Genomic DNA, 25456 nt, shown 5'->3' with positions numbered 1-25456 from the left:
CGAGACGTCACGATTCGACGACATCCGTCGCGTGACGGTGGTCGCGTCGCCTCGGAGCCGGTTGACTGGGGCGCATGCCTGCCGACGAAGACGTCCTCCGGACACCCGACCTCACGACCCCCGTCTCGACCAGGAGGTGGCGGATCGTCGGCCCGGGGCTGGTGGTCGCGGCCACCGGCATCGGTGCCGGCGACCTGGTCGCCACCCTCGTGGCGGGCTCCCGGTTCGGGTACGCCCTCGCCTGGACGGTCGTCGTCGGCGTCGTCATCAAGATCGCGCTCGTCGAGGGCGCCGGGCGGTGGTCGCTCGCGACCGGTCGCACGATCTTCGAGGGGTGGCGATCACTCGGACGGTGGACGAGCGTGTACTTCGGCGTCTACATCGTCGTCTGGGGTTTCGTCTACGGCGCGGCCGCCATGAGCTCGTCGGCCCTGCCCCTGCAGGCGCTCTTCCCGGGCGTCGACCTCAAGGTCTTCGCCATCGGTGCGGGGGTGCTCGGCGGTGTCATGGTCTGGTTCGGCAAGTACTCGTTCTTCGAGAAGGTCATCGCCTTCTTCGTGGGCGTCATGTTCGTCACCGTCGTCGGTTCGGCGATCGTCACGCTGCCCAACCTCGGCGAACTCGCGGCCGGTCTCGTGCCGACGATCCCCGAGAACGGGCTCGTCGTCGCCCTCAGCGTGACCGGCGGAGTCGGTGGCACCATCACCCTGGCGGCCTACGGCTACTGGCTGCGCGAGAAGGGCTGGCACAGCCCGGGCTGGATGAAGGTCATGCGGCTCGACAACGGCGTGGCCTACGTCGTCAGCGGCGTGTTCGTCTTCTCCATGCTCGTCGTCGGTGCCGAACTGCTGTACTCGGGCGGCATCGCCCTGGCCGACGGCGAGGGCGGTCTCGTGCAGCTGGCCGCCGTCCTCGGCGAGCGCTACGGCACGTTCATGACCTGGTTCTTCCTGATCGGGTTCTTCGCGACCTCGTTCTCGTCGATCCTCGGGGTGTGGAACGGCGTCTCGCTGATGTTCGCGGACTTCGTGGGCACCCTTCGAGGGCTCGACTCCGACGACCCGCGTCGCCGCATCGGCGGTCTGTACTACCGCGTGTTCGTCGTCTGGCTGACGGTGCCTCCGATGGCGATCCTCTTCCTGGACCGGCCGATCGGGTTGATCGTCCTCTACGGGGTGCTCGGGGCCCTCTTCATGCCCTTCCTCGCGATCACGCTGCTCTGGCTGCTTAACTCGTCGCGCACGCCCGCCGAGTGGCGTAGCCGGTGGCTCAGCAACTCGCTCATGACGATCTGCGCCGTGCTCTTCGTCGTGCTCGGAGTGCAGCAGCTGCTGACCGAGGTCGGCAAGCTCTTCGCCTGACCCGCCTGACCCGCGCGTGACACGCCGCCGGCGGGGCGGACCGGCGGAGCCCGCCGTCGATCAGTTCGCGGGCGACCTACTGCACCGCCGCCGTGAGGCGCGCGACGTTGTCGAGCACCTGCAGGGGAGCGGGCCGCGTGAGCCAGCCGGCCAGCGTGATCTCGTGCGACTTCTCGCGGTAGTCCGCCTCGATCTCGCGCACCTGGTCGACGAAGCCCGCCCCACGCACCATGAGCGACACCTCGAAGTTCAGGCTGAAGGAGCGCATGTCCATGTTGCTCGAGCCGATCACCGCCACGTCGTCGTCGACCGTGAAGTGCTTCGAGTGCAGGACGATTGGCTTCTCGTAGAGGAAGATGCGGACGCCGGCCCGCAGCAGCGTCTCGTAGTACGACCGCTGGGCGTGGTACACGAGGAACTGGTCGGCGACCTCGCAGGCGAACAGCTGCACGTCGACGCCTCGCTCGGCGGCCGTGGTGATGGCGTAGAGCATCGAGTCGTCGGGCACGAAGTAGGGGCTCGCGATGATCAGGCGTTCCTGCGCACCGTAGACCAGGGCGTTGAAGAGCCGCAGGTTGTTCTCGCCGTCGAACCCGGGCCCGCTCGGCACGACCTGGCACTCGTAGGCGTCGTCGCCCGTGCGGCGTTCGACGAGCGGTTCGGCCTCGGCGTCGGTGGGCAGTTCGTCGGTCTCGCTGTACCAGTCGGTGATGAAGAGGGCGTTGAGGCCGATGGCGGCGGGCCCGTCGACGCGCACCATGAGGTCCTTCCACTGCAGGCCGCGCCGGATGTTGCCGCGCTTGTTGTAACTGGGGTCGGTCATGTTCTGCGACCCGGTGAACGCGACGTCGCCGTCGACGACGACGATCTTGCGGTGGTTGCGCAGGTCGGGCCTGCGCCACATGCCCTTGGTGGGATGGAACGGCAGCATCTCCTCGAAACGGATGCCGTTGTCGCGGAGCCAGGTGCGCGTGACCCGACCCTGGGGGTTGCGGATGGTCGCCCAGTGGTCGTAGAGCACGCGGACCTTGACCCCGCGTTCGTGGGCCCGCGTGAGGGCGTCGAAGAAGAGGAAGGTCGACTCGTCGCGCGTGAAGATGTAGAACTCGACGTGGACGTACCGCTCGGCCGCGTCGACCGCCTCGGTCATGGCCGCGATCGAGCCGGCGTAGTCCGGCAGCAGTCGGGCCGTGTTGCCCGGGATCAAGGGCATGGCGCCGAGCGTGCGGTTCAGCTGGACGACCGTGCCGAACCATGGCGGCTGGGTGTCGGTCGGCACGCGGTTGTCGAGGCCCTGCGTGTTCTCGAGGATCAGCGAGTTGATCTCGCGCTGCTTGTCCCGTCGGTCCTTCGGCAACTTCGTGCTGCCGAGCAGGCCGTAGAGCACGCTGCCCGGGATCGGGGCGACGAAGATCGCCATCAGCCAGGCCATGGCCGAACTCGGGCGCCGGTTCCGCGGCACGACCGCCACCGACACGATCCTGATGAGGATGTCGACCACCAGGATCACGGTGGGGAAGGCCTTGAGGAGCTTGCGCCAGGTCATCCGCCGATCATCGCAGGTCGGCGCGCCCCGCGACCGCCCCCGTTCACGCCGCTGGCACGGCGGCGCCCCGGGCGTCTCCGAGCCGAAGGGGCGGGCCGGGGCCGCACCGCGCCTCCTATGCTCAGGGGATGTCGTCCGGTCACCCGCGTCCGTCCCGCACCGACGTCGACCTGGTCGTCGTCGGCGGCGGTGCCATGGGCCTCGCGACCGCGTGGCAGGCCGCGGCGCGCGGGCACGAGGTCGTGCTCGTCGAGCGGTTCGAGCAGGGGCACCATCGGGGCGCCTCCCACGGCGCGACCCGCAACCTCAACGTCGCCTACGACGACGCCGACTACGTCGCCCTCGTGCAGGAGGCGCGGGTGCGGTGGGACGCGCTGGCGGACGAGACCGGCATGCCGTTGCTCGATCTCGTGGGGGTCGTGAACCACGGTCGCCCGTCGATGCTCCGGCGTATGAGGGCGTTGCACGTCGATGCCGGCGTCCCGAGCGAACTCGTCGACGCCGCCGAGGCGGGGGAGCGGTGGCGAGGCATCCGCTTCGACACCGAGGTGTTGCACGTGCCCGGCAGCGGTCGCATCCGTGCCGCGGACGCCCTGACGGCACTCGCCCGGGCGGCCACGGTCCACGGGGCGCGGCTGCTCTGGTCGACGAAGGTCACGGGGCTGCACGTGGAGGGCCCCGAGCGCGCGCGCGTGGTCACCCCGGACGCCGAGTACACCGCCCGGCGCGTGGTGGTGACGGCGGGCGCCTGGACCGAGGACGTCGTCTGCGGCCTCGTCCGTCTGCCTCGACTCACCGTGACGCAGGAGCAACCGGCACACTTCGCCGTGACCGACCCCGGGGCCGTGTGGCCGAGCTTCAACCACCGACCCGAACCGGGTCGGCCCGCCGAGTCGTGGTGGCCGAGCGTCGTCTACGGCATGCTCACGCCGGGTGAGGGCGTGAAGGCGGGCTGGCACGGAGCCGGCCCCGTCGTGCATCCCGACCGCCGGTCGTTCGAGCCCGACCCCGGACAACTCGAGCAGCTGCGGCGATACGCCCGCGAGTGGCTGCCCGGCGTCGACGCCGAGACCGCGGATCCGATCAGCTGCACGTACACGACGACCGACGACGAGGACTTCGTGCTCGACCGGGTCGGCCCCGTCGTGGTGGGGGCGGGCTTCTCCGGACACGGGTTCAAGTTCACGCCCCTCGTCGGGTCGATCCTGGTCGACCTCGTCGAGGGTGGAGAAGCCCCGGCGAGGTTCCGACGACTGGGCCGACCGTGACCCGTCGGGCCGCGACGACGCGGGGCACCGTGGCGGGCCTGCCGTTCGTCCGCCGGGGGAGGGGCACACCCACGATCCTGTTGCCCGGGATCGGGCCGCCGGGGCCATGCGCGGTCAGACGACCACCGGTGTCCCGGCCTCGTGGGCCCTCCGGGGCCTCGGGCGCCTGGCACACCTCTTCGTCGTCGGCGACCGGCACGAGGACCTCGTCGTGACGCTGGACGCCGAGGACTCGTTCGACGTGGGTGCCCGCCTCGGTGCGGTCGCGGCGCCGACGCTCGTCGTGGCCGGCGGGGCCGACGGTTTCTACCCCCTCGACCTCGTGGTGCGCACCGTGGCCGGCCTGCCGGACGCGACGCTCGCCGTGCACCCTCGGTCGGGCCACCTCGGGCTGGGCTCCCGGGGAGTCTCGCGCGAGGTGCTCGCCCACCTCACCCGCACCTCCTGACCTGTCGGCCGTCACGGTCAGCGCAAGTTCGGACGGGCATCCCGGAACGAGGAATGTGCCGGTCGGACCGGCGAGTCCCCCCGGCACGAGACCGTTCGTCACCTACCATCCGAGCATGGCCGACAACGTGCAGACCGCGAGCGTCGGGGGCATCGCACCCCTCGACGACGACGTCACGTTCCACCGGCGCCGTGTGACGTTCGTCGCACCCCTCGACGACACCGTCCCCGAGCCCTCCGCTCGCCCGGACCAGCAGGAGCACCACCCCGTGAACCAGACCCTCGCACCCGAGACCGCCGTCGACCGGTTCGACGATCAGATCGAGACACCGCAGATCGGGGCCCACCCGCTCGATTCGGCGCCCGAGGTCGAGTCCGCGCCCGTGGCGCCGTCGCCCCGCGCCCCCCGCCCCGTCTCGGTCCCCTCGCATCGTGCCGACGTCGTCCTCGACGACGTCGTGCCCACCGACGCCTTCGAGGCCCGCCCCGCGAGCGTCGCCCGCCACTCGGTCGACACCTCGGCCATCACGCTGCCGGTGCTCGCCGTGTCGGTGCCCGGCGACCTGCCGCAGCCCCCCGAGCGGCTCACGCTCGACGACGAGGTCCTCGCCCGACTGGTCGAGAAGCGCCTGGAAGACACCGCGACGATCGACCTGATGGCCGTCGTCCAGGCCCAGCTCGCCCTGCGCACGGTCGAGGCGGCGCGTTTCGCCTCGTGGGAGGACGAGATCACCCGCGTCGGCACCGACGAGGCGGCCCGCGCGCTCGAGGCCACGCGCCTCCGGTTCACCGGCGTCCTGCCGGTCGTGACGCCGGCAGCGCTGCGCGAGCCCCGACCCGTCGTCGAGGCGGGCCACGCACCCGCCGCACCCGTCAGCGATCTCGACGTCGCGCGCACCTCGGTCGCCGCCTCGACCCCTCCGGGGGTCGTCGGCACGTCGACCGGTCCCGAGGCCCTCGTCGCCCATCCGGGCGGCTCGGGCGGTACTCCCGACGAACAGGCGATGACGGACAACCAGGCCGCAGCCGATCAGGAGGCGCTGGTCGCGCCGACCGCGTCGTCTCCCGACGCGCAGGCCGTCGCCTCCGCCCCCGTCCCGCCCCTGCGGGCTCGTCCCGTCGCCCTCGTGGTCGCCGCCACGGCCGCCCTGGTGGTCCTCGCGGCCGTCGTGCTGGCCTTCCTCCCGGCCCTCGCCGTCGCCTCGGCCGTCCTCGCGACCGTCGCCGTCCCGGTCACGACCGGTCTCGTCGGTCTGGCCGCCCTGTCCTCGGTCTCGATCCGTCCCGACGACGCTTCGCGAGTCGCCCGCCGCGGTCCGATCGGCGTCGTGGCCGGTGTCGTGGCCGGCACCGTCGTGGGGTTCGGACTGCTCCTGAGCGATCTCGGTCCGTTCGCCTGGCAGGGCTTCCTCGTCCGCGCCGTCGGCCTCACCGGCCTGTCGACGTCGGTCTCGGTCGTCGTCGCGCTGCTCGGCGCCGCGGTCGTGGCGTTCATCGTCGCGGTCATGATCACGGGGTTCCGCTCGACGGCTCGCGACTAAGCTGTCGAGGTGTCCACCCTCGCTTCGGTCAACTCCGTCATCGAACGCCTCTGGCCGCTCTCCGGCGCCTCGTCGTGGGATTCTCCCGGCCTCGTCGTGGGCGACCCCGACCAGCCCGTGACCCACGTGCACCTGGCCGTCGACGCCGTGCTCGACACCGTCGACGAGGCCGTCGGCATGGGCGCGGACCTGCTGCTCGTCCACCACCCTCTGCTGTTCCACGGCGTCTCGACGGTCGCCGAAGACACCACCAAGGGCGCCGTCGTCGCACGGCTCGTCCGGGCCGGGTGCGGCCTCGTCGCCGCCCACACCAACGCCGACGTCGTCGAGACGGGCACGTCCCGCGTCCTCGCCCACCAGCTGGGCCTCCTCGAGCAGCGCCCGATCACCTCGGGCACCACCGAGGGCACGGGCCTCGGCATCGTCGGGCGTCTGCCGCACGCGATGACCCTCGTCGCCCTCGCCCGCCAGCTCGGCGACGTGCTGCCCCCGACCGCGTCGGGCGTCCGCGTGGCCGGTGACGCCGATCGCGTCGTCGAGACGGTCGCCCTCTGCGCGGGCGCCGGCGACTCGCTGCTGACCGACCCGGCGGTGCTCGCGGCCGACGTCTACCTGACGAGCGACCTGCGTCACCATCCTGCGTCCGACGCCCGTGACCTCATGCGCCTGGGCCGCGGTCCCGCCCTCGTCGACGTGTCGCACTGGGCCGCCGAGTGGCTCTGGCTCGACACGGCGGCCGCGCAGTTGCGCCGTGAGCTGCACGACGTCGAGGTCACCCTGAGCGATCTGCGCACCGACCCGTGGGACTTCGCCGTCGTGCAGTGAGCCCCTCGCGCCGTCCCCCGCGACGGCGCCGGGTCGCGACGCGTGAGACCACGCGACCCGCGCCCCCTCATCGCCCCGTTCCCGCTTTCCCCCGACCCCGAGAAGAGTCCCCATGCCCCTCATGAAAGCCAGCTACGAGCACCAGGCGCTGTTGCTCGACCTGCAGCAGCTCGACACCGCGCTGCGGCAGATCGCGCACAAAGGTGCCAACCTGCCCGAGATCGCCGTGCTCGCGTCGCTCGAGGGAGACGGTTCGCGCCTGCGCAGCCGCCTCGCGACCGAGCAAGGCGCCTGGGAGGACGCGCAGAGCGAGCTCAAACGCATCGAGTCCGACGTCGCCGTCGTCGAGGCGCGCGTCGCCCGGGACGAACAGCGCATCGCGTCGTCGTCGTCCACCAAGGACGTCGCGGCCCTCGAGGGTGAGCTCGCGGCTCTCGCCAAGCGCCGCTCCGACCTCGAGGACCTCGAACTCGAGGTGATGGAGCGCGTCGAGAGCCTGGGCGCGGTCGCCGCCGTCACGCGAGGCGAGCTGGACCAGCTCGAGACCCGGCGCGTCGACGCCGAGACCGGACGCGACGCGACGCTGTCCGAGCTCGAGGCCGACCGGGCCGAGGTCGTCGCGAACCGCGAGACCATCGCGGCGACGGTGCCGGCCGACCTGCTGGCACTCTACGAACGACAGCGTGACCGCTACGGCGTCGGCGCGTCCCTGCTGCGCGGTGGCGTGTCGAGCGCGAGCGGCGTCGCCCTCACGGGCAGCGACCTGGCCGCGGTGCGTGCCGCGGCCGAGGACGACGTCGTCCTCTGCCCCGACAGCAACGCCGTCCTCGTCCGCACGTACGAGTCCGGCATCTGACCCCGGGCCGTGCCTCGGACGTCCCGCGGCACCACCGACGGGCGCCGCACCACTAGGCTCGGGGACGCGAATGGGTCGACAAGACGGTCGCGTCGGCGGGTGCCAACCCGCCGCCGAGGAACGTCCGGGCTCCACAGAGCAGGGCGGTGGGTAACACCCACCCGGGGCAACCCGCGAGAAAGTGCAACAGAGAGCAGACCGCCACGGGTCGCACCTCCGGGTGCGGCGCGGGGTAAGGGTGAAACGGCGGTGTAAGAGACCACCAGCGGCTCGGGTGACCGGCCGGCTATGTAAACCTCGCCCGGAGCAAGGTCAAAGAGGGGACGACGAGGCTGCTCGCCGAGTCCCCGGGTAGACCGCTAGAGAGCTGCGGCAACGTAGTTCCGAGAGAGATGGCCGTCCATGGTGCCTCGGCACCGGGACAGAACCCGGCGTACCAGTCGGCCCATTCGCCTCACGCGAGAAAGACCCCGGACCAGGAGGCGCGCCTCCTGGTCCGGGGTCTTCCTCACGTCGGTCGTGTCTCGTCTCAGAACGCCGGGTTCGAGTCGGCCGCCAGGGCGGCGGCGCCCATGATGCCGGCGTTGTTGCGGAGCTTCGCCGGCACGATCTCGGCCCGCAGGTCGAGCAGCGGCAGGAACTCCTCGTGGTGCTTGGACACGCCGCCCCCGACGATGATCAGGCGGGGGTAGAGGAGCGCCTCGAGGTGCGAGTAGTACTTCTGCAGGCGCTTGGCCCAGTGCTTCCAGCTGAGGTCGTCGCGCTCCTTGGCGGCGTAGGACGCCTTGGTCTCGTAGTCCTTGCCCCCGATCTCGAGGTGCCCGAGCTCGGCGTTGACGATGAGGACGCCGTCGTTGATCAAGGCGGTGCCGATGCCCGTGCCGAGCGTCGTCATGACGACGAGGCCCTTGACGTCCTTCGCGGCACCGAAGCGTGTCTCGGCGTAGCCGGCCGCGTCGGCGTCGTTCACGAAGTGGATGTCGCGTCCGAGGGTCGTCTCGAAGAGCTTCTCGGCTTCGAAGTCGATCCATTTCTTCGACACGTTCGCGGCCGAGAGGGTCTTGCCGTCCATGATGGCGGCCGGGAAACAGACGCCGACCGGCACCGACGCGTCGTCGAGGCCGAGCTCATCGACGATCTGCTTGACGACCGCGACGATCGCGTCGGGCTCGCCGCCCTCGGGAGTGCTCTTCTTGATGCGGTCCGAGAGCAGTTCGCCGCTCTCGAGGTCGACGATCGCCCCCTTGATGCCGGTGCCGCCGATGTCGATTCCCACTGCGGTGCGTGCCATTTGGGGTCCTTTCTCAGGAGAGCGTGAGGATGTCGGCACCACGTTCGGTGACGACCAGGGTGTGCTCGAACTGGGCCGTGAGGCTCTTGTCGCGGGTGGTGACGGTCCAGTCGTCGTCCCAGACGTCGGCGTCGATGCCGCCGAGGGTGAGCATGGGCTCGATGGTGAACACCATGCCGACCTCGATGACGTCGTCGTACTGCGGCGCGTCGTAGTGGGGGATGATCAGGCCCGAGTGGAAGGCCCGGCCGACGCCGTGGCCCGTGTAGTCGCGCACGACGCCGAGACCGAAGCGCTTGGCGTAGGACTCGATGGCGCGGCCGATCACGTTGACCTGACGCCCCGGGGCGACGGCCTTGATGCCGCGTCTCAAGGCCTCACGGGTGCGGTCGACCAGTTCGACGGTCGCGGGCGCGCCCTCGCCGACCACGAAGGTGCGGTTGAGGTCGCCGTGGACGCCGTCCTTGTAGGCGGTGATGTCGACGTTGATCAGGTCGCCGTCCTGCAGGACGGTGTCGTCGGGGATGCCGTGGCAGATGACCTCGTTGACCGAGGTGCAGACCGACTTGGGGTAGCCGCGATACCCCAGGGTCGACGGGTAGGCACGGTGGGCGACCACGAATTCGTGGGCCACCCGGTCGAGCTCGTCGGTCGTGACGCCGGGCCGGAGCGCGGCTTCGACGGCGTCGATGGCCTGCGAGGCGATGCGGCCGCTCTCGCGGATCAGTTCGACGGTCTCGGCGTCGTAGACGTCGCCGCCGGTGTACTCGGCGGGGGCGGCCTTGCCGACGTACTCGGGTCGGGCGATCGACGGGGGGACCGGACGCTGCGACGAGATCCGGCCCGGGGTCAAGAATCCGTGAGAGTCCCGGGGCATGTGCACCAGCTTAGGGGGCGGTGCCTCCGCGGGCCGCCGTCGGCCCCGTCGAGGGCAGGGGCCCCCGTCGAGGGCAGGGGCCCCCATCGGGGGGATTCCTCGACACGGGGTACATCTGGCAGTCTCCCCCGGGGGACAACGAGGACGAGGGACGACGTGGGACGCAACAGGATCAGGAGGGCCGTGGTCGCCGTGGTGGCGACGTTGGCGCTCGTCGGTGGCACGGTGGCGGCGACCTCGCCCGCGGAAGCGGCGAACGGCGCGATGATCGTGCCGGCGACGGGACGCATCACCGGCACCGTCGGAAGCCACTGTGGCGCGAACGACACGCATTCGGGCACCGACATCGCCCGGTTGTCGGGCGGGCAGGTGGTGGCGGCCGCCGCGGGCACGGTGGTCTCGGTGACCCAGTCGACGGCCACCACGGGCTACGGCACCCAGGTGGTCCTCCAGCACGCCGCGGGATACACGACCCGCTACGCCCACCTCGTCGTGAACTCGACCACCGTGACCCCGGGTCAGAGCGTGAGGCAGGGCCAGGCCCTCGGCTCGATGGGGTCGACCGGCGCGTCGTCCGGGGTCCACCTGCACTTCGAGGTCCGCGTCGGCGGAGCCGTCCAAGACGGCCTCAACTCGTACTTCACCTGCGGCCGGAACGTCACACTCGGCACCCCCGTCGGGTGGAGTTTCCCGGGCCTCGGCGACGGACTCGCCGACCGTGACGGAGACAAGATCCCGAACGCCGCGGACTCCTGCCCCGACACGGCGGGCTTCGGGCTCTACGCCGGCTGCGGTCTGCCGAGGACGGCCAACTCGACGGACTTCGACGGCAACGGTCGTGCCGACGTCTTCTACGGCAACCCGAACGGACAATGGTGGGCCTCGGACGGCGGCACGTCCAACTGGCGGACGCTCGCGTCCGGCAACGTCGAGACGAGTCTCTTCCAGTTCGCCGACTTCGATGGCGACCGCCGCAGCGACGTCTTCTGGCCGTCGGCCGACGGTTCGTGGCGCATCTCCTCCGGCGGGGTCTCGTCCTGGGTTCGCATCAACGGTGCCCGCGAGGCACCGGGTCACGAACTGCAGCTGGGCGACTTCGACGGGGACGGACGCGCCGACGTCTTCTGGGCCAACTCCGCCAAGCAGACGTGGCAGGTCTCGTACGGCGGGACCTCTGCCTGGGTCACCACCGCCTCCGACGTGCCGAACACCGACATCCGCATCGCCGACCTGGACGGCGACGGCCGGGACGACGTCTTCTGGGCACATCCGACGGGCGCCTGGTGGGCGGCGTCGTCGGCCAAGACGCCGTGGCGCACCATGGCTTCCGCGGGCGTCCCGATGGCCGAGATGGACCTGGCCGACCTCGACGGTGACCGTCGTGCCGACGTCTTCTGGGCGAACCGCGCGGACGGCAGGTGGTACGTGTCGAGCGGCGGCGTGGCCTCGTGGCTGAGCCGGGTCTTCGCGGGCGACCCACCCGAGCGGCTCCAGCTGGGCGATCTCGACGGAGACGGGCGTGCGGACGTGCACTACGCAGACCTCAAGGCCGGTGTCTGGCTGTCGTCGTCGGGTGCGGTGTCGTCCTGGCAGCGACTCGCCTTCGCGGGCGTCGACCCGCGCCTCCTCGTGGTGCGCTGAGCCGCGCCGGTCGGTGATCACCGCCCCTCGGGCGGCCGACCGTGCCGTGGGACCACCGCTCGCGTCGCCGCGCAGTAGCCTGCACCCATGACGACAGAGTTCTGGTTCAACACGAAGACGCACGAGGTCGAAGAGGGCAAGGTCTCGCCGGCCGTCGACCGTGCGGGGCCTTACGCCACGCGCGACGAGGCGGCGAAGGCGATCGAGACGATCAAGGCCCGCAACGCCGCTCTCGACGCCGAAGAGGCCGCCGACGCCTGATCGGCTGCGGTGTCCCGTCGGCTGACCGCCGTCGGGACGCCCGGGCCTCAGACCGTCGTCGGTCGGTACGTGATCGGCAGGCGGCGGTCGCGGCCGAAGGCCATTCCCGAGATCTTCGGACCGATCGCGCCCTGTCGGCGTTTCCACTCGGACCGGTCGACCAGTCTCGTGATCTCGGCCACCGTGTCGGCGTCGTAGCCGAGTGCCACGACGTCGGCCGCCCCGAGCGCGTTCGTCACGTAGCCCTCGAGGATGCCGTCGAGCACCTCGTACGGCGGCAACGAGTCCTCGTCCTTCTGGTCGGGGCGCAGCTCGGCCGAGGGCGGCTTGGTGATCGAGTTCTCGGGGATCGGCGCCGTCTCGCCGATCGACTCGGCGTTGGCGTTCCGCCACCGGGCGAGTTCCCAGACCATCGTCTTCGGCACGTCCTTGATCGGTGCGAAACCGCCCACGGAGTCGCCGTAGATCGTCGAGTAGCCCACGGCCAGCTCGGTCTTGTTGCCGGTGGTCAGCACGAGGTGGCCGTGCAGGTTCGACAGTCCCATCAGCACGAGGGCCCGGGCGCGGGCCTGGACGTTCTCGGCCGCGAGGCCCGTCAGGTGCAACTGCTCCTCGAACGGCGCGACGAGGTCGGCGATCGGCTCGGTCGAGTACTGCACGCCGATCCGCTCGGCGACGTCGTCGGCGTCGCTGCGGCTGTGCTCGCTCGACCAGCGGCTCGGCATCGAGACGCCGTACACGGCGTCGGCCCCGATCGCGTCCGCGGCGACGGCCGCGCAGACAGCCGAGTCGATGCCGCCCGAGAGGCCCAGGATCACGCTGCGGAACCCGTTCTTCCGCACGTAGTCGCGGGTTCCGACCACGAGGGCGTTCCACAGCTGCTCTCGGTCGTCGGGAAGCTCGGCGACGTCCCGTGCGACCGCGGGCGAGGAGGCACGGGCCTGCCCGACCGCGGAGCCGTCGGACGGGGCGCCGGTCGCGTCGAGCTCGACGCGACGGATGCCCTCGGGCAGCTCGGTGTCGGTCGCCGGCTCGGGGTCGAGGTCGACGACCAGCAGGTGCTCGTCGAACTGCGGTGCCCGGGCGAGGATCGTCCCGCTGCCGTCGACGACGACGCTGTCGCCGTCGAAGACGAGGTCGTCCTGACCACCGACGATGTTGACGTAGGCCACCAGGGTGTCGTTCTCGACCGCCCGGCGGGTCACGAGCGGGAGGCGCACCTCGTCCTTGTCGCGGACGAACGGGCTCGCGTTGATCACCACGAGCAGCCCGGCGTCCGCGTGCAGCACGCGCTCGACCGGCCCACCGTCGCGCCAGAGGTCCTCGCAGATGACGAGGGCGACGTCGACCCCCGCCACGCGGACGACGAGCAGCTCGTCGCCGGGGATGAACACGCGGTACTCGTCGAAGACCGAGTAGTTCGGCAGGTGGTATTTGGCGGTGGTCGTCACGACACGCCCGCCCTGCAGGACGCTGGCGCAGTTCTTCGCGATGGCCGTGGGGGCGTTGCTCGTGCCCAGCAGCCGGGGCTCGAACGGGCCGTCGGCGTGGCCCACCACGACGGGCAGGTCGCCCAGCCCTTCGGCCGCGAGGGTCTCGGCCAGCACCTCGACGGCGTGCCGACTGGCCTGCAAGAAGCTCGGCCGACTGGCGAGGTCTTCGATCGGGTAGCCCGTGACGCTCATCTCGCCTGCGGCGAGGAGGTCGGCGCCGGCGGCGTGGGCCCGGCGGGCCGCCTCGACGATCTGGGCGGAGTTGCCGGCGAGGTCGCCGACGACGGGGTTGGTCTGCGCGAGCGCCAAGCGGAGTCGGGGCATGTCCACTACCGTAGTGGCGGAGCAGAAAGGCCGTGGCATGGACAAACAGAGGGACTTCGTCCTCCGCACGATCGAAGAGCGCGGCATCAAGTTCATCCGCCTCTGGTTCACCGACGTGATCGGCACGCTCAAGTCCGTCGCCATCGCCCCGGCCGAGGTCGAGGGGGCCTTCGCCGAAGGCATCGGCTTCGACGGCTCGGCCATCGAGGGACTGACCCGGTCGTACGAGGCCGACGTGCTCGCCCAGCCCGACCCGACGACGTTCCAGATCCTGCCCTGGCGGGGCGAGGTCGACCCGACCGCCCGCATGTTCTGCGACATCACGACGCCCGACGGGCAGCCCGCCGTGGCCGACCCGCGCAACGTGCTCAAGCGCACCCTCGCCCGGGCCGGCGAGCGTGGCTTCACCTTCTACACCCACCCCGAGGTCGAGTTCTACCTCCTCAAGAGCGCCCAGCTCGGTGCCGACGGCCCCCAGCCGGTCGACTCGGCCGGTTACTTCGACAACGTGCCGGGCGGCACCGCCCACGACTTCCGGCGCCGCTCGGTCCGCATGCTCGAAGACCTCGGGATCTCGGTCGAGTTCAGCCACCACGAGGCGGGCCCTGGTCAGAACGAGATCGACCTCCGGTACGCCGACGCGTTGACGACGGCCGACAACATCATGACCTTCCGCACGGTCATCAAAGAGGTCGCCATCGAGCAGGGCGTCTTCGCCTCGTTCATGCCGAAGCCCTTCAGCCAGCACCCCGGCTCGGGTATGCACACCCACATGTCGCTCTTCGAGGGGGATTCCAACGCCTTCTACGAGGCGGGGGCCGAGTACCAGCTGTCGACCATCGGTCGTCAGTTCATCGCGGGCCTGCTCAAGCACGCACCCGAGATCACGGCCGTGACGAACCAGTTCGTCAACAGCTACAAGCGCCTCTGGGGCGGCGACGAGGCCCCGAGCTTCGTCACGTGGGGCCACAACAACCGCTCCGCCCTCGTCCGCGTCCCGCTCTACAAGCCGAACAAGGGCAACTCGAGCCGCGTCGAGTACCGCGCCATCGACTCGGCTGCGAACCCGTACCTGGCCTTCTCGTTGATGCTCGCGGCGGGCCTCAAGGGCATCGAAGAGGGCTACGAGCTGCCGGCCGAGGCCGAAGACAACGTCTGGGGTCTGAGCGACGCCGAGCGTCGTGCCCTGGGTTACCGTCAGCTGCCCGCCAGCCTGGACCACGCCCTGTCGATCATGGAGAGCAGCGAGCTCGTGGCCGAGACCCTGGGCGAACAGGTCTTCAACTACGTCCTGCTCAACAAGCGTCAAGAGTGGAAGGAATACCGGGCACAGGTCACCCCGTTCGAGCTGCGCTCGAACCTCGAGATCCTCTAGCCGTCCGGTCGACGCGCCCTCATGCCCCGATCCGCGACCGGTCTCTCCGAGCTGGCGCGGCTCGGGTTCTCCGACCTCGGTGCCGGGCGAGACCGGCTGGATCGCCTCGTCGCCGAGGTGCCACAGGTCCGCGACCTGGTCCCGTGGTTCGCCACGGTCGCCGACCCGGACGCGGCCCTCGTGCACCTCGAGCGGTCGGTCGAGCGTGATCGTGCCGGCGTGGTCGAGTTGCTCGACGGCGAGGCCGGGCCGCGCCTCCTGAGGGTCCTCGGTGCATCCGAGGGACTCGCGGACTTCGTCGCGCGTCGCCCCGTCGAAGCGTCCGTCCTGCTCGAGCCCTTGGACGAGCCGCCGTCGGCTGCGACGTATCGCGACGACGTCCGTCGGGCGGCGACAGGGCTGACCGGTGACGAGGCTCGTGTCGCACTGCGGGTCCGGTACCGACGCCACCTGCTGCAGCTGGCGTCGTACGACCTCGAGGCCGACGACCCCGTCGAGGTCCTGCCCCGAGTCGCGGCTGCCCTGGCCGACCTGGCGGGCGCCGCCCTCGACGCGGCCGTCGACGTGGCGAGACGCGAGGTCCCGTTCCCCGCCGTCGACGTCGAGCGCACCCGGCTCGCCGTCATCGGCATGGGCAAGGCCGGAGCACGCGAGCTGAACTACCTCAGCGACGTCGACGTGGTCTACGTCGCCGAGGGGGTCGACGGGCTCGAGAACGGTCGCGCCGTCGAGATCGGCACTCGCCTCGCGATGCACGCCGCCCGGGCGATCTCCGACCTCGCCGCCGAACCCGACCTCTGGGAGGTCGACGCGAACCTGCGGCCCGAGGGCAAGGACGGCGCCCTCGTCCGGACGCTGGAGTCGCACGTCGCCTACTACGAGCGCTGGGCGAAGGGGTGGGAGTTCCAGGCCCTGCTGAAGGCCCGCCCCCTGGCCGGCGACGTCGACCTCGGCGAGCGCTACGTGGCCGCCGTCGCTCCGTTCGTGTGGTCGGCCGCCTCGCGCGAGAACTTCGTCGAGTCGGTCCAGGCGATGCGTGAACGGGTCACGGCCCTGATCCCCGCCGACGAGGTGGACCGGCAGCTCAAACTCGGTCCCGGCGGGCTCCGAGACATCGAGTTCACCATCCAGCTGCTGCAGCTGGTCCACGGGCAGGCCGACGAACGGGTGCACCAGCGCTCGACCCTGGACGCCCTCGGCGCGCTGGCGGCACGCGGATACGTCGGGCGCGCCGAGGCCGCCGAGTTCGACCGCGACTACCGGGTGCTGCGCCTGCTCGAGCACCGCATCCAATTGACACGGCTCCGGCGCACGCACCTCATGCCGACCGACGAGAACGCCCTCCGGGTCCTCGCCCGAGGCACCGGTCTCGCGGCGGGGGCGGCCCGACTCGTCGACCTGTGGCAGGGGGTGAAGCGGCGGGTCCGCACGCTGCACGTGCGACTGTTCTACCGCCCGCTCCTCTCGGCCGTCGCGGCCCGCCCCGAAGAGGACCTCGCGCTCAGCTCCGACCAGGCCACCGCACGGCTCGCGGCCATCGGCTTCGCCGACCCGAAGGGCGCGCTCGGGCATATCGCGGCCCTGACGGCCGGTGTCTCACGCCGGGCCAGCATCCAACGCCACCTGCTGCCCGCGATGCTGCAGTGGTTCGCCGACGGCACCGACCCCGACCTGGGCCTGCTCGCGTTCCGGCGGCTCAGCGACGGGCTGGGGGAGTCGTACTGGTTCCTCCGCATGCTGCGGGACTCCTCCGGGGCGGCCCACCGTCTGACGACCGTCCTGTCGTCCTCGACCTTCGCGGCCGACCTCCTCGAGCGCATCCCCGAGGCGGCGGCCTGGCTCGAGAACGACGCCGAGCTCCGGGCCCGCCCCCTCGCGAGCCTGCTCGACGAGACGGCCGCCACACTCGCACGACATCGCTCGTCCGACGCGGCGGCGACCGTCCTGCGCCAGGCGAGACGCCGCGAGATCCTGCGGCTGGCCGTCGGGGGCATCCTCGGCATCCTCGACATCGACGCCCTCGCCCGGGGGCTCACCGCGGTGACCACGGCGTCGGTGACCGGGGCGCTGGCCCTCGCCCGCCGGGACGCCGGCGACCTCGAGTTCGCCGTGATCGCGATGGGTCGCTACGGGGGAGAAGAGCTGGGGTTCGGCTCGGACGCCGACGTGCTCTACGTCTACCGGGCTCCCGAGGGCGACGAGACGGCGCACCGTCGGGCCCTCGCCGTGGCCGCCGAGATGAGCCGGCTCACGTCGGATGCGCTCGTGCCCTTCGACCTCGACACCGGACTGCGACCCGAGGGGAAGAACGGGCCGGTGGTCCGGTCCTTGTCGTCGTACCGCGCCTACTACGCCCGCTGGTCGCTGACGTGGGAGGCCCAGTCTCTGTTGCGGGCCCGGCCCGTGGCCGGCGACGGGGCACTCCTCGACGACTTCATGGTCGTCGCCGACTCGGTTCGCTACCCCACGGAGCTGACCGAGCAACAGATCCGTGAGGTGAAGCGGATCAAGGCACGCGTGGAGTCCGAGCGGCTGCCCAAGGGTGCCGAACCCTCGCGCCACCTCAAACTGGGCCGGGGTTCGCTCAGCGACGTCGAGTGGTTCGTGCAGCTGCTGCAGCTGCGACACGGGGTCCACGTGCCGGGCCTCCGGACCCCGTCCACCCTGGACGCCCTCGCTGCCGCCGTGGAGGCGGGACTGGTGGCCACCGACGACGCGCAGCGGCTGCACGACGCCTGGATCATGGCCTCGAGGGCACGCTCGGCGGTCACCCTCTGGACCTCTCGCACGCAGGACGTCCTGCCACGTGACCGGCGTCAGCTCGAGGGGGTGGCGCGGTTGATGGAGTACCCCCCGGGGTCGGCGACGAGCCTGGAAGAGGACTACCTCGCCGTCACGCGTCGGTCTCGGGCCGTCTTCGAGCGCGAGTTCTACGGCGTCGACGAGGCCCCCGAACCTCTCGGCTGAGGTCGGCCGCGCAGGACGACACGCCCGGGATGCCCCGCGCCGACCGATTGTGGCCGATTGATCCGACGCCGTCCGGATGTACCCCGTAAGTGGCCTCTGTACCCCTGCTCGCGTGTCCAGTGCATTTCGGGCAGATGACCCCCGTAGGGGGTCGCGGCGTGGGAAGGGCGGAATCGACGAACGGTGCCCATAGGGCAACGAGACCGGATGCGGCGATGTATGGGTCACTGACCAGGTATTTCGTCAGGCAGGCCACCGATGCCGTCGACCGAAGCTTCGTCGCGTCCGAACCGGGCCGTTCGCTCGTCAGCGGTCGGCACGCGTGTCAGCACTTTGGTCGACAGCACCATGCAGGACTCCATGTACCCCTGCGACCCACGCAGCACCCCCGCGCTCGGGGGATGCTTGTGAGGCACTCGTAGGTGACTGAGAATTCCCTCAACCCGATAGACCAATTCCCCAGCGTTGCGGAAGTCGATCCCTTCTCACACCTCAGGTGGCCATCGTGTTGACCTTCATCCTGCAACTCCGATCCATGGCGGGCGGATACCCGGAGATCTATCTCTTCGCCGCCTACAGCGCCCTCATCTGGGTGCTCTGGATCATCAAAGTCCTGCTCTCCCGCCGCTACCGTCCGTTCACCGGCGAGTTCCGCGGCACCACCAGCGTCGTCGTCCCCGTCGTGGACGAGCCGCTCGATCTCTTCCGCGACGTCATCGGCCGTATGGTCGAACAGGGCCCCGGCGAGATCATCGTCGTCATCAACGGCAAACCGAACCCCGAGCTCGCGGCCGTCTGCGACGAGTTCGGCCCACTCGTCCGATGGGTGCACACGCCGATCCCGGGCAAGCGCAACGCCGTCATGATCGGCACCGAGCTGAGCCGCGGCGACATCACCGTCCTCGTCGACTCCGACACGGTCTGGACTCCCGGCACGCTCTCCGAGTTGTTGCGGCCCTTCGCCCAGGAGAACGTCGGGGGAGTGACCACCCGTCAGCGCATCCTCGAACCCGAGCGGAGCTGGATCACCCGCTGGGCCGACTGGCTCGAGAACTCGCGGGCGCTCTACTCGATGCCCGCGCAGAGCGTCCTCGGGCAGATCGGCTGCCTGCCGGGCCGCACGATCGCCTTCCGTCGCGAGATCCTCGTGCGGGTGATGGACAAGTTCATGACCGAGAAGTTCATGGGTGTCTTCCTCGAGGTCAGCGACGATCGCACCCTGACGAACCTCACGCTCAAAGAGGGTTATCGGACGGTGTACCAGCACACGAGCCTCGTCTACACGGACGCTCCGCTGCAGGTGAAGAAGCTCTACAAGCAGCAACTGCGCTGGGCCCGCGGCAGCCAGTACAACACCCTGCGCATGATGCCGTGGATGATCGGTCACGCCCCGTTGCTCGCGTTCTTCTTCGCGATGGACATCGTGCTGCCCTTCATGCTGATGGGCGTCATCGGCGGCTGGATCTACCGGGGCATCACCGGCCAGGGCGTCAACCTGTACCGCGGCATCCTCGAGGAGTACGGCGTGCAGACGGGCCTGATCAGCATCGTCGTCCTGATGGTCCTCTCGTCGGTGCTGAGCATGGCGATCCGTCAGATGCGTCACCTCGCCGAGAAGCCGTCCGACTTCTTCCGCCTGCCGGTGTTCATCATCGTGTCGACGTTCTTCCTCATGCCCATCCGGGTCATCGGCTTCTTCCGCATGGGTCACGCCAGCGGCTGGGGAACCCGGGCCGGGGCCTACGCAGGAGGCGCGGCGAACGACGAGCTGCAGGACGCGATCGACGAGGTGGCCGAGGAGGCCCCGATCGACGCCCTCGAACGCCAGTTCCGTGACGGGGTCGACCCCGGCGTCGACACCCTCTTCGACTTCGGCTCGTCCACCGACGACACGGACGACCGCGGTGCCGTGCTGGTCAAGAGCCGCAAGGCGGCGCTGGCCGCCGAAGCGGAGGAGTCGAACGCGCCGGCACCGGTCGCCGCCGTGGCGACCGCCACCGCGCCTCCACGTCGCCGCCTCAACCCCAAAGCCGGTTTCCCGTACCTGATCGGCGCCGCGATCATCGCCCTGGAGGTCTTCTTCATTGTCTGACTCGACGCAGGACTTCGTCACCCCCGTCCACATGCAGTCGGGTGCCTGGTGGGCGACCTCGCACGGCAACGCCCGCCGCACGGCGCTCGGTGCCACCGCCGTGGTCGTGCTGCTCGCCATGATCTCGTGGCTCATCTGGGTCTCACCGTCCGACAACATCGTGCGCAGCGCCGTCACCGAGGTCACGGGCGTCGACCCGTCGATCAACGTCTCGTCGCTCAAGGCCGACCGGTCGGCGCTGCTCGACCAGCTGGTCTCCGCCAAGAAGCAGCTCGCCGAGAGCAAGGCGGCCCTGGCCGACGTGCAGCAGCAGGCCTGGACGTCCGAAGGGCAGCTGACCGCGGCGCAGGCGAAGCTCACGTCCGCCGAGTCGGCCCTGGCCCAGGCGCAGTCCGCCGCGGACGCGGGCCAGGAGGCGGGCTCGGGCTCGGGTGCGGCAGGCATCGCGGCCGGTGGGCGAGGCGCAGGGAGCGGTGCACCCGGCGGCTCCGGGTCGGGAGGCACCGGCTCGAACGGTTCGACCGGTGGGGGCGCCACGGGCCCCGTCACGGTCCAGACGCCGTCCCTCGCGTCGATCATCGACCCCGAGTCGCGGTACTTCGGGCTCTTCACGGATCAGGCGCCGTTCAACTGGGCGACCTACGACGCCCAGGAGGCGGCGGTCGGTTCCGAGGCGAACATGGTCGGATACTTCCAGGGCTTCGACCAGGAGTTCCGCGCCGACGCCGTCCGGTCGTCCTGGTCCCGGGGCAAGTTGCCGGTGTTGACCTGGGAGTCGCAGCCGATCAAGGCCGGCAACAACGAGTCGGAACAGCCCGACTACAGCCTGAAGAAGATCATCGACGGCAGCTTCGACTCCTACCTGACCACGTACGCCGACGACATCGTCGCGAACGGCATGCCCCTGGGACTTCGGTTCGATCACGAGATGAACGGCACCTGGTACCCCTGGAGCACGGACTACGGCAACAGCAAGGGCGCCGTGAACGGCAACGGACCCCAGGACTTCGTCAAGGCCTGGCAGCACGTCCACGACCTCTTCGAGCGTGAGGGGGCGAACGACCTGGTGGCCTGGGTCTGGGCACCCACGCGCGTCGACCGTCTCGCCACCGGCAAGACCGGCGGGAGCAACCACACGACCCAGGAGTTCCTCGCGAGCCTCTACCCGGGTGCCGACTACGTCGACATCGTGGGCATGTCGGGCTACTACCGCCCGCCGTACGACGACAAGTCGAAGCCGACCTTCGACAGCACCTTCGGAGCCACGCTGAAGCAGATCCGGGCCATCGCACCGGGCAAGAACATCCTGCTCGCCGAGATCGGCGCGAGCGAGACGGGTGGGTCGTCGGATCCGACGGCCACGAGCGAGAAGGCCCAGTGGTTCGACTCGTTGTTCACCGCACTGGCCGACCCGGCCAACGCGGACATCATCGGCTTCTCGTACTTCGACCTCGTGGCCACGACGGTCGTCGACGGCGTGCGCTCGACCAACGACTGGCGACTGACCTCGCGATCCGACAGCCTCGCCGCCTTCACGGCGGGGATCACCCGACGCGACGTCGGCTTCGACCTGCAGCCGTCGCCGTGACGGCCCCCACCCCCTTCCTCGTCTCCCGCCTCTCCCTCACACCCAGGAGCGCATCATGAAGAAAGACGCCACCACCCCCGAGTCCGCCGTCGTCGAGAAGGCAGCCGACGCCCCTTCCGTGAAGCCCCGCATCAGCGTCATCGGCACCGGCTACCTCGGCGCGACGCACGCCGCGGCCATGGCCGAGATGGGCTTCGACGTGATCGGGGTCGACACCGACCCCGCCAAGGTCGCCGCCCTGGCCGAGGGCCGGGTGCCGTTCTTCGAGCCCGGCCTGCCCGAGTTGATCGTGAAGCACGTGGGGTCCGGTCACCTCACCTTCACCACCGACCTCGCCGAGGCCGTCGCCCTGTCGGACGTGCACTTCATCTGCGTCGGCACGCCGCAGCGTCGGGGGAGCCACGCCGCGAACCTCTCGTACGTCGAGGAGGCGACCCGCAACGTCGCCGCCGCCCTGAGCCACGACGGCCTCATCGTGGGCAAGTCGACCGTCCCGGTCGGAACGGCGGCGCACCTGCGCGAGATCGTGGCAGGCGTCGTCCCCGCCGGTGTCTCGGCCGACCTCGTCTGGAACCCCGAGTTCCTCCGCGAGGGCCACGCCGTCGAGGACACCCTGCGTCCCGACCGCATCGTCTTCGGTGGGACCGACGTCCGCTCCGAGGCCCTGATGCGCGAGGTCTACGCGATGCCCATCGCCACGGGCACGCCGGTCATCTCGTGCGATCTGCCGACCGCCGAGCTGGTCAAGGTCAGCGCCAACGCGTTCCTGGCGACGAAGATCTCGTTCATCAACGCGATCAGCGAGTTGTGCGAGGCGGCCGGTGCCAACGTGTCGACCCTCGCCGATGCCCTCGGCTTCGACGACCGCATCGGCCGCAAGTTCCTCAACGCCGGTCTCGGCTTCGGTGGCGGTTGCCTGCCGAAGGACATCCGTGCCCTGATGTTCCGGGCCAACGAGCTCTCGGCCCACCGAGTGGTCGGGCTCATGCAGCAGGTCGACGAGATCAACATGGCCCAGCGTCAGCGCGTCATCGACCAGGCGATCGACGCCTGCGGCGGGTCGGTGCTCAATCGGCGCATCGCGGTGCTCGGGGCGGCGTTCAAGCCGCACACCGACGACGTGCGCGACTCGCCGGCCCTGAACGTCGCAGCAGCCCTGCATCTGCGCGGCGCCCAGGTGCTCGTGGTCGACCCCGAGGCGACGCAGACGGCCCAACGCAGCTTCCCGACGCTGTCGTTCGCCGACTCGGCCGCCGAGGCCGTGACGGACGCCGACGCGGTGCTGCTGCTCACCGAATGGCCCGAGTTCGTCGGCGCGGACGCGGCCGGACTCGCCGAGCTCGCCGCGAACCCCGTGGTGATCGACGCGCGCAACGTGCTCGACGCCGAGGTCTGGTCGGCCGCCGGATGGGAGGTCCGCCCGTTGGGTGGCCGTCGCACGCCGGCCCAGCGCCGCGTGCTGGCGCCGACCGCCGTACCCGCCTGACCGGATCGTCGGGCACGGGCTGACGGGCCGCCTCCTGCGGGAGGCGGCCCGTCCTGCGTGAGTGGCCTCGCGCCTCCTGGGCGCCGGCAGCCCCCGAGGAGGCGCGAGTCGCCTCGTCGAGGACGCCGCCCACCACACGCGAGAGGCCCGCACCCCCGAGGGATGCGGGCCTCTCGGCGTTCGTCGCCGACGGGTCAGACGCCGAAGTACAGCTCGAACTCGAAGGGGTGAGGGCGCTGCGCCATGGGCAGGATCTCTTTCTCGCGCTTGTACGCGATCCAGGTCTCGATGAGGTCCTCGGTGAAGACGTTGCCCTTGGTCAGGAACTCGTGGTCGGCCTCGAGCGCGTCGAGGGCGCCCTCGAGCGACGCCGGCACCTGCGGGATGTTCTTCGCTTCCTCGGGGGGCAGCTCGTAGAGGTCCTTGTCGACGGGCTCGTGCGGCTCGATGCGGTTCTGGATGCCGTCGAGGCCGGCCATCAGCTGGGCGGCGAACGCCAGGTAGGGGTTCGAGGCGGCGTCGGGAACGCGGAACTCGATGCGCTTGGCCTTCGGGTTCGTGCCCGTGATGGGGATGCGGATGGCCGCCGAGCGGTTGCCCGCCGAGTAGACCAGGTTGACGGGGGCCTCGAAGCCGGGGATCAGACGGTGGTACGAGTTGATCGACGGGTTCGTGAACGCCAGCACCGCGGGGGCGTGCTTCAGCAGGCCACCGATGTACCAGCGTGCGAGGTCGGAGAGCCCGCCGTAGCCGTTCTCGTCGTAGAAGAGGGGCTTGCCGTCGTTCCACAGCGACTGGTGGGTGTGCATGCCCGAGCCGTTGTCACCGAAGAGCGGCTTCGGCATGAAGGTCGCGACCTTGCCCCACTGCTCAGCGGTGTTCTTGACGATGTACTTGAACTTGAGGATGTCGTCCGCGGCGTGGACCATCGTGTCGAACTTGTAGTTGATCTCCTGCTGGCCACCCGTGCCCACCTCGTGGTGCGCACGCTCGAGCTCGAGACCCGAGTCGATCAGCTTGAGGCTGATGTCGTCGCGCAGGTCGGCCGTCTTGTCGACGGGGCTGACCGGGAAGTAGCCGCCCTTGTAGGCCGTCTTGTTGGCGAGGTTGCCGCCCTCTTCGACGCGGCCGGTGTTCCAGGCGCCCTCTTCGGAGTCGACGCTGTAGAAGCTGGCGTTCTGCTTCACCTCGTAGCGGACGTCGTCGAAGATGTAGAACTCCGCCTCGGGCGCGAAGAACGCCGTGTCGGCGATGCCGGTCGACGCGAGGTACTTCTCGGCCTTCTTGGCGACCTGGCGCGGGTCACGGCTGTACAGCTCGCCGTTGCGCGGGTTGAAGATGTCGAAGACGAGGACGAGCGTGCGCTCGACGCGGAACGGGTCGACGTACCCGGTCGTGACGTCGGGGATGAGCTGCATGTCCGACTCGTGGATGGAGGCGAAGCCCCGGATGGAGGACCCGTCGAAGAGCTGTCCGACGGAGAAGAACTCCTCGTCGACCGTGGAGGCGGGGATGTTGAAGTGCTGCTGGACACCGGGAAGATCGGTGAAGCGGATGTCAAGGAACTTGACGTCGGTGTCCTTGATGAACTTCAGCACCTCGGAAGAATCGGTGAACATCTAGATGTCTCTCCAATGGGCTTGGAACGGATCGGATGCGGGACGCAGCCTTCGACGAGGCTACGGAGGGGCCGTTTCGCTGCGGTGTCCCTCGTGTTTCCGGCATGTTACGGCTCGGCCCCTCGGTAGGCTCTGAGCATGCCCGATCGCACCGCGCCTCCTTCACGCCCCGCCTCGGTGGGCGGTCCCGACGACGGTGCGCAACGCTGGCCGGGGGAGAGGCTCGGGTTGCCCGAGAAGGGGCCCCGGTCCGTGGCTCGACTCGGACGGCGCGTCGCAGGGCTCGCCCTCGACTGGGCGATCGCCTACGCCGTGGCCGCGCTCTTCTTCGGCGGAGAAGGTCTCGCCATCACCGGGGTGTTCCTGCTGATGCAGATGCTGTTCCTCGTGCTGTTCGGCGGATCGCTCGGGCACCTCGCCTTGGGCATGCGCCTCGTGCCGATGGCCGGTGGCCGCATCGGCGTCGGACGGCCCGTCCTGCGGTCGGTGCTGCTCGTGCTCGTCATCCCGGCCGTCGTCTGGGACCTCGACCAGCGGGGCCTGCACGACCGCGTCGCTGCAACGCTCCTCGTCCGCGTCTGAGACGCCCCACCGATCC

General features: G+C 70.3%; 20 protein-coding genes and 1 other RNA gene. 15 read left to right on the top strand and 6 right to left on the bottom strand.

The annotated features are described in order from the left end of the window. Nucleotides 1–74 precede the first annotated feature (74 nt). On the top strand, nucleotides 75–1361 hold the full coding sequence (locus EDF50_RS02805; protein ID WP_123517934.1) for an Nramp family divalent metal transporter: 1287 nt from the start codon (nucleotides 75–77) through the stop codon (nucleotides 1359–1361). Between the two features lie 76 nt (nucleotides 1362–1437). Here the strand turns inward: EDF50_RS02805 and cls are convergent, their stop codons facing one another. Continuing rightward, nucleotides 1438–2907 carry a cardiolipin synthase gene (cls, locus tag EDF50_RS02800; RefSeq protein WP_123517932.1) on the bottom strand — a complete coding sequence of 490 codons (1470 nt, stop codon included), beginning with the start codon at nucleotides 2905–2907 and terminating at the stop codon, nucleotides 1438–1440. 128 nt (nucleotides 2908–3035) lie between these two features. On the opposite strand from cls, the gene EDF50_RS02795 reads away from it, so the two are divergent. The 6 genes from EDF50_RS02795 to rnpB all read left to right on the top strand — a co-directional run bounded on the left by EDF50_RS02795 (nucleotide 3036) and on the right by rnpB (nucleotide 8296). Next, a complete protein-coding gene (locus tag EDF50_RS02795; protein WP_123517931.1) occupies nucleotides 3036–4175 on the top strand; it encodes an FAD-dependent oxidoreductase in 1140 nt (379 codons plus the stop codon). 106 nt (nucleotides 4176–4281) lie between these two features. Further along, a complete protein-coding gene (locus EDF50_RS02790; RefSeq protein ID WP_123517929.1) occupies nucleotides 4282–4623 on the top strand; it encodes an alpha/beta fold hydrolase in 342 nt (113 codons plus the stop codon). Between the two features lie 115 nt (nucleotides 4624–4738). Then, on the top strand, nucleotides 4739–6163 hold the full coding sequence (locus tag EDF50_RS16545) for a hypothetical protein (protein ID WP_158612610.1): 1425 nt from the start codon (nucleotides 4739–4741) through the stop codon (nucleotides 6161–6163). 9 nt (nucleotides 6164–6172) lie between these two features. Next, on the top strand, nucleotides 6173–6988 hold the full coding sequence (locus EDF50_RS02780) for a Nif3-like dinuclear metal center hexameric protein (RefSeq protein ID WP_123517927.1): 816 nt from the start codon (nucleotides 6173–6175) through the stop codon (nucleotides 6986–6988). 112 nt (nucleotides 6989–7100) lie between these two features. Then, a complete protein-coding gene (locus EDF50_RS02775; protein WP_233570274.1) occupies nucleotides 7101–7844 on the top strand; it encodes a zinc ribbon domain-containing protein in 744 nt (247 codons plus the stop codon). Between the two features lie 71 nt (nucleotides 7845–7915). After that, nucleotides 7916–8296: RNase P RNA component class A (gene rnpB, locus EDF50_RS02770), an RNA gene on the top strand. Between the two features lie 77 nt (nucleotides 8297–8373). On the opposite strand, the gene ppgK is transcribed toward rnpB, so the two are convergent. Beyond that, entirely contained in the window at nucleotides 8374–9135 is a 762-nt protein-coding gene (ppgK, locus tag EDF50_RS02765) for a polyphosphate--glucose phosphotransferase (RefSeq protein ID WP_123517925.1), read from the bottom strand. Between the two features lie 13 nt (nucleotides 9136–9148). Then, the gene (map, locus tag EDF50_RS02760; RefSeq protein ID WP_123518410.1) at nucleotides 9149–10012 is read right to left on the bottom strand and encodes a type I methionyl aminopeptidase; all 864 of its coding nucleotides are present in this window, start codon (nucleotides 10010–10012) and stop codon (nucleotides 9149–9151) included. A 156-nt stretch (nucleotides 10013–10168) separates the two neighbouring features. On the opposite strand from map, the gene EDF50_RS02755 reads away from it, so the two are divergent. Both EDF50_RS02755 and EDF50_RS02750 read left to right on the top strand, forming a co-directional pair. Further along, the gene (locus EDF50_RS02755; RefSeq protein WP_148076741.1) at nucleotides 10169–11653 is read left to right on the top strand and encodes a peptidoglycan DD-metalloendopeptidase family protein; all 1485 of its coding nucleotides are present in this window, start codon (nucleotides 10169–10171) and stop codon (nucleotides 11651–11653) included. An 87-nt stretch (nucleotides 11654–11740) separates the two neighbouring features. Next, entirely contained in the window at nucleotides 11741–11914 is a 174-nt protein-coding gene (locus EDF50_RS02750; RefSeq protein WP_123517922.1) for an SPOR domain-containing protein, read from the top strand. Between the two features lie 47 nt (nucleotides 11915–11961). Here EDF50_RS02750 and EDF50_RS02745 read toward each other — a convergent pair whose 3' ends face one another. Further along, on the bottom strand, nucleotides 11962–13731 hold the full coding sequence (locus EDF50_RS02745; RefSeq protein WP_123518409.1) for an NAD+ synthase: 1770 nt from the start codon (nucleotides 13729–13731) through the stop codon (nucleotides 11962–11964). Between the two features lie 37 nt (nucleotides 13732–13768). On the opposite strand from EDF50_RS02745, the gene EDF50_RS02740 reads away from it, so the two are divergent. Both EDF50_RS02740 and EDF50_RS02735 read left to right on the top strand, forming a co-directional pair. Next, nucleotides 13769–15106: a glutamine synthetase family protein gene (locus EDF50_RS02740; RefSeq protein ID WP_123517920.1), complete on the top strand. Its 1338-nt coding sequence runs from the start codon at nucleotides 13769–13771 to the stop codon at nucleotides 15104–15106. A gap of 21 nt (nucleotides 15107–15127) precedes the next feature. Next, the gene (locus EDF50_RS02735) at nucleotides 15128–18073 is read left to right on the top strand and encodes a bifunctional [glutamine synthetase] adenylyltransferase/[glutamine synthetase]-adenylyl-L-tyrosine phosphorylase (RefSeq protein WP_123517919.1); all 2946 of its coding nucleotides are present in this window, start codon (nucleotides 15128–15130) and stop codon (nucleotides 18071–18073) included. A 224-nt stretch (nucleotides 18074–18297) separates the two neighbouring features. Here EDF50_RS02735 and EDF50_RS17010 read toward each other — a convergent pair whose 3' ends face one another. After that, nucleotides 18298–18423 carry a hypothetical protein gene (locus tag EDF50_RS17010; protein WP_255410025.1) on the bottom strand — a complete coding sequence of 42 codons (126 nt, stop codon included), beginning with the start codon at nucleotides 18421–18423 and terminating at the stop codon, nucleotides 18298–18300. Nucleotides 18424–18578: 155 nt separating this feature from the next. On the opposite strand from EDF50_RS17010, the gene EDF50_RS02730 reads away from it, so the two are divergent. From EDF50_RS02730 to EDF50_RS02720, 3 genes are read left to right on the top strand one after another with little or no spacing between them, the layout of a single operon-like run. Beyond that, the gene (locus EDF50_RS02730; protein ID WP_123518408.1) at nucleotides 18579–20165 is read left to right on the top strand and encodes a glycosyltransferase; all 1587 of its coding nucleotides are present in this window, start codon (nucleotides 18579–18581) and stop codon (nucleotides 20163–20165) included. After that, nucleotides 20158–21753, top strand: coding sequence for a glycoside hydrolase family 26 protein (locus tag EDF50_RS02725; protein ID WP_233570273.1), 1596 nt, complete (start codon nucleotides 20158–20160; stop codon nucleotides 21751–21753). Before EDF50_RS02730 ends, EDF50_RS02725 begins: the two co-directional genes overlap by 8 nt. 55 nt (nucleotides 21754–21808) lie before the next feature. Next, a complete protein-coding gene (locus tag EDF50_RS02720; RefSeq protein WP_123517915.1) occupies nucleotides 21809–23239 on the top strand; it encodes a UDP-glucose/GDP-mannose dehydrogenase family protein in 1431 nt (476 codons plus the stop codon). 194 nt (nucleotides 23240–23433) lie between these two features. On the opposite strand, the gene glnA is transcribed toward EDF50_RS02720, so the two are convergent. Continuing rightward, the gene (glnA, locus tag EDF50_RS02715; RefSeq protein ID WP_123517913.1) at nucleotides 23434–24858 is read right to left on the bottom strand and encodes a type I glutamate--ammonia ligase; all 1425 of its coding nucleotides are present in this window, start codon (nucleotides 24856–24858) and stop codon (nucleotides 23434–23436) included. Between the two features lie 138 nt (nucleotides 24859–24996). Between glnA and EDF50_RS02710 the strand changes: the two genes are divergently transcribed. Continuing rightward, nucleotides 24997–25440: an RDD family protein gene (locus tag EDF50_RS02710; protein ID WP_123517912.1), complete on the top strand. Its 444-nt coding sequence runs from the start codon at nucleotides 24997–24999 to the stop codon at nucleotides 25438–25440. The last annotated feature ends 16 nt before the right edge of the window (nucleotides 25441–25456 follow it).

It is taken from the genome of Frigoribacterium sp. PhB24, assembly GCF_003755185.1.
GTDB lineage: Bacteria > Actinomycetota > Actinomycetes > Actinomycetales > Microbacteriaceae > Frigoribacterium.
Note: the sequence above shows the minus strand (reverse complement) of the source record. Positions and strands in the feature narration are given on the sequence as shown.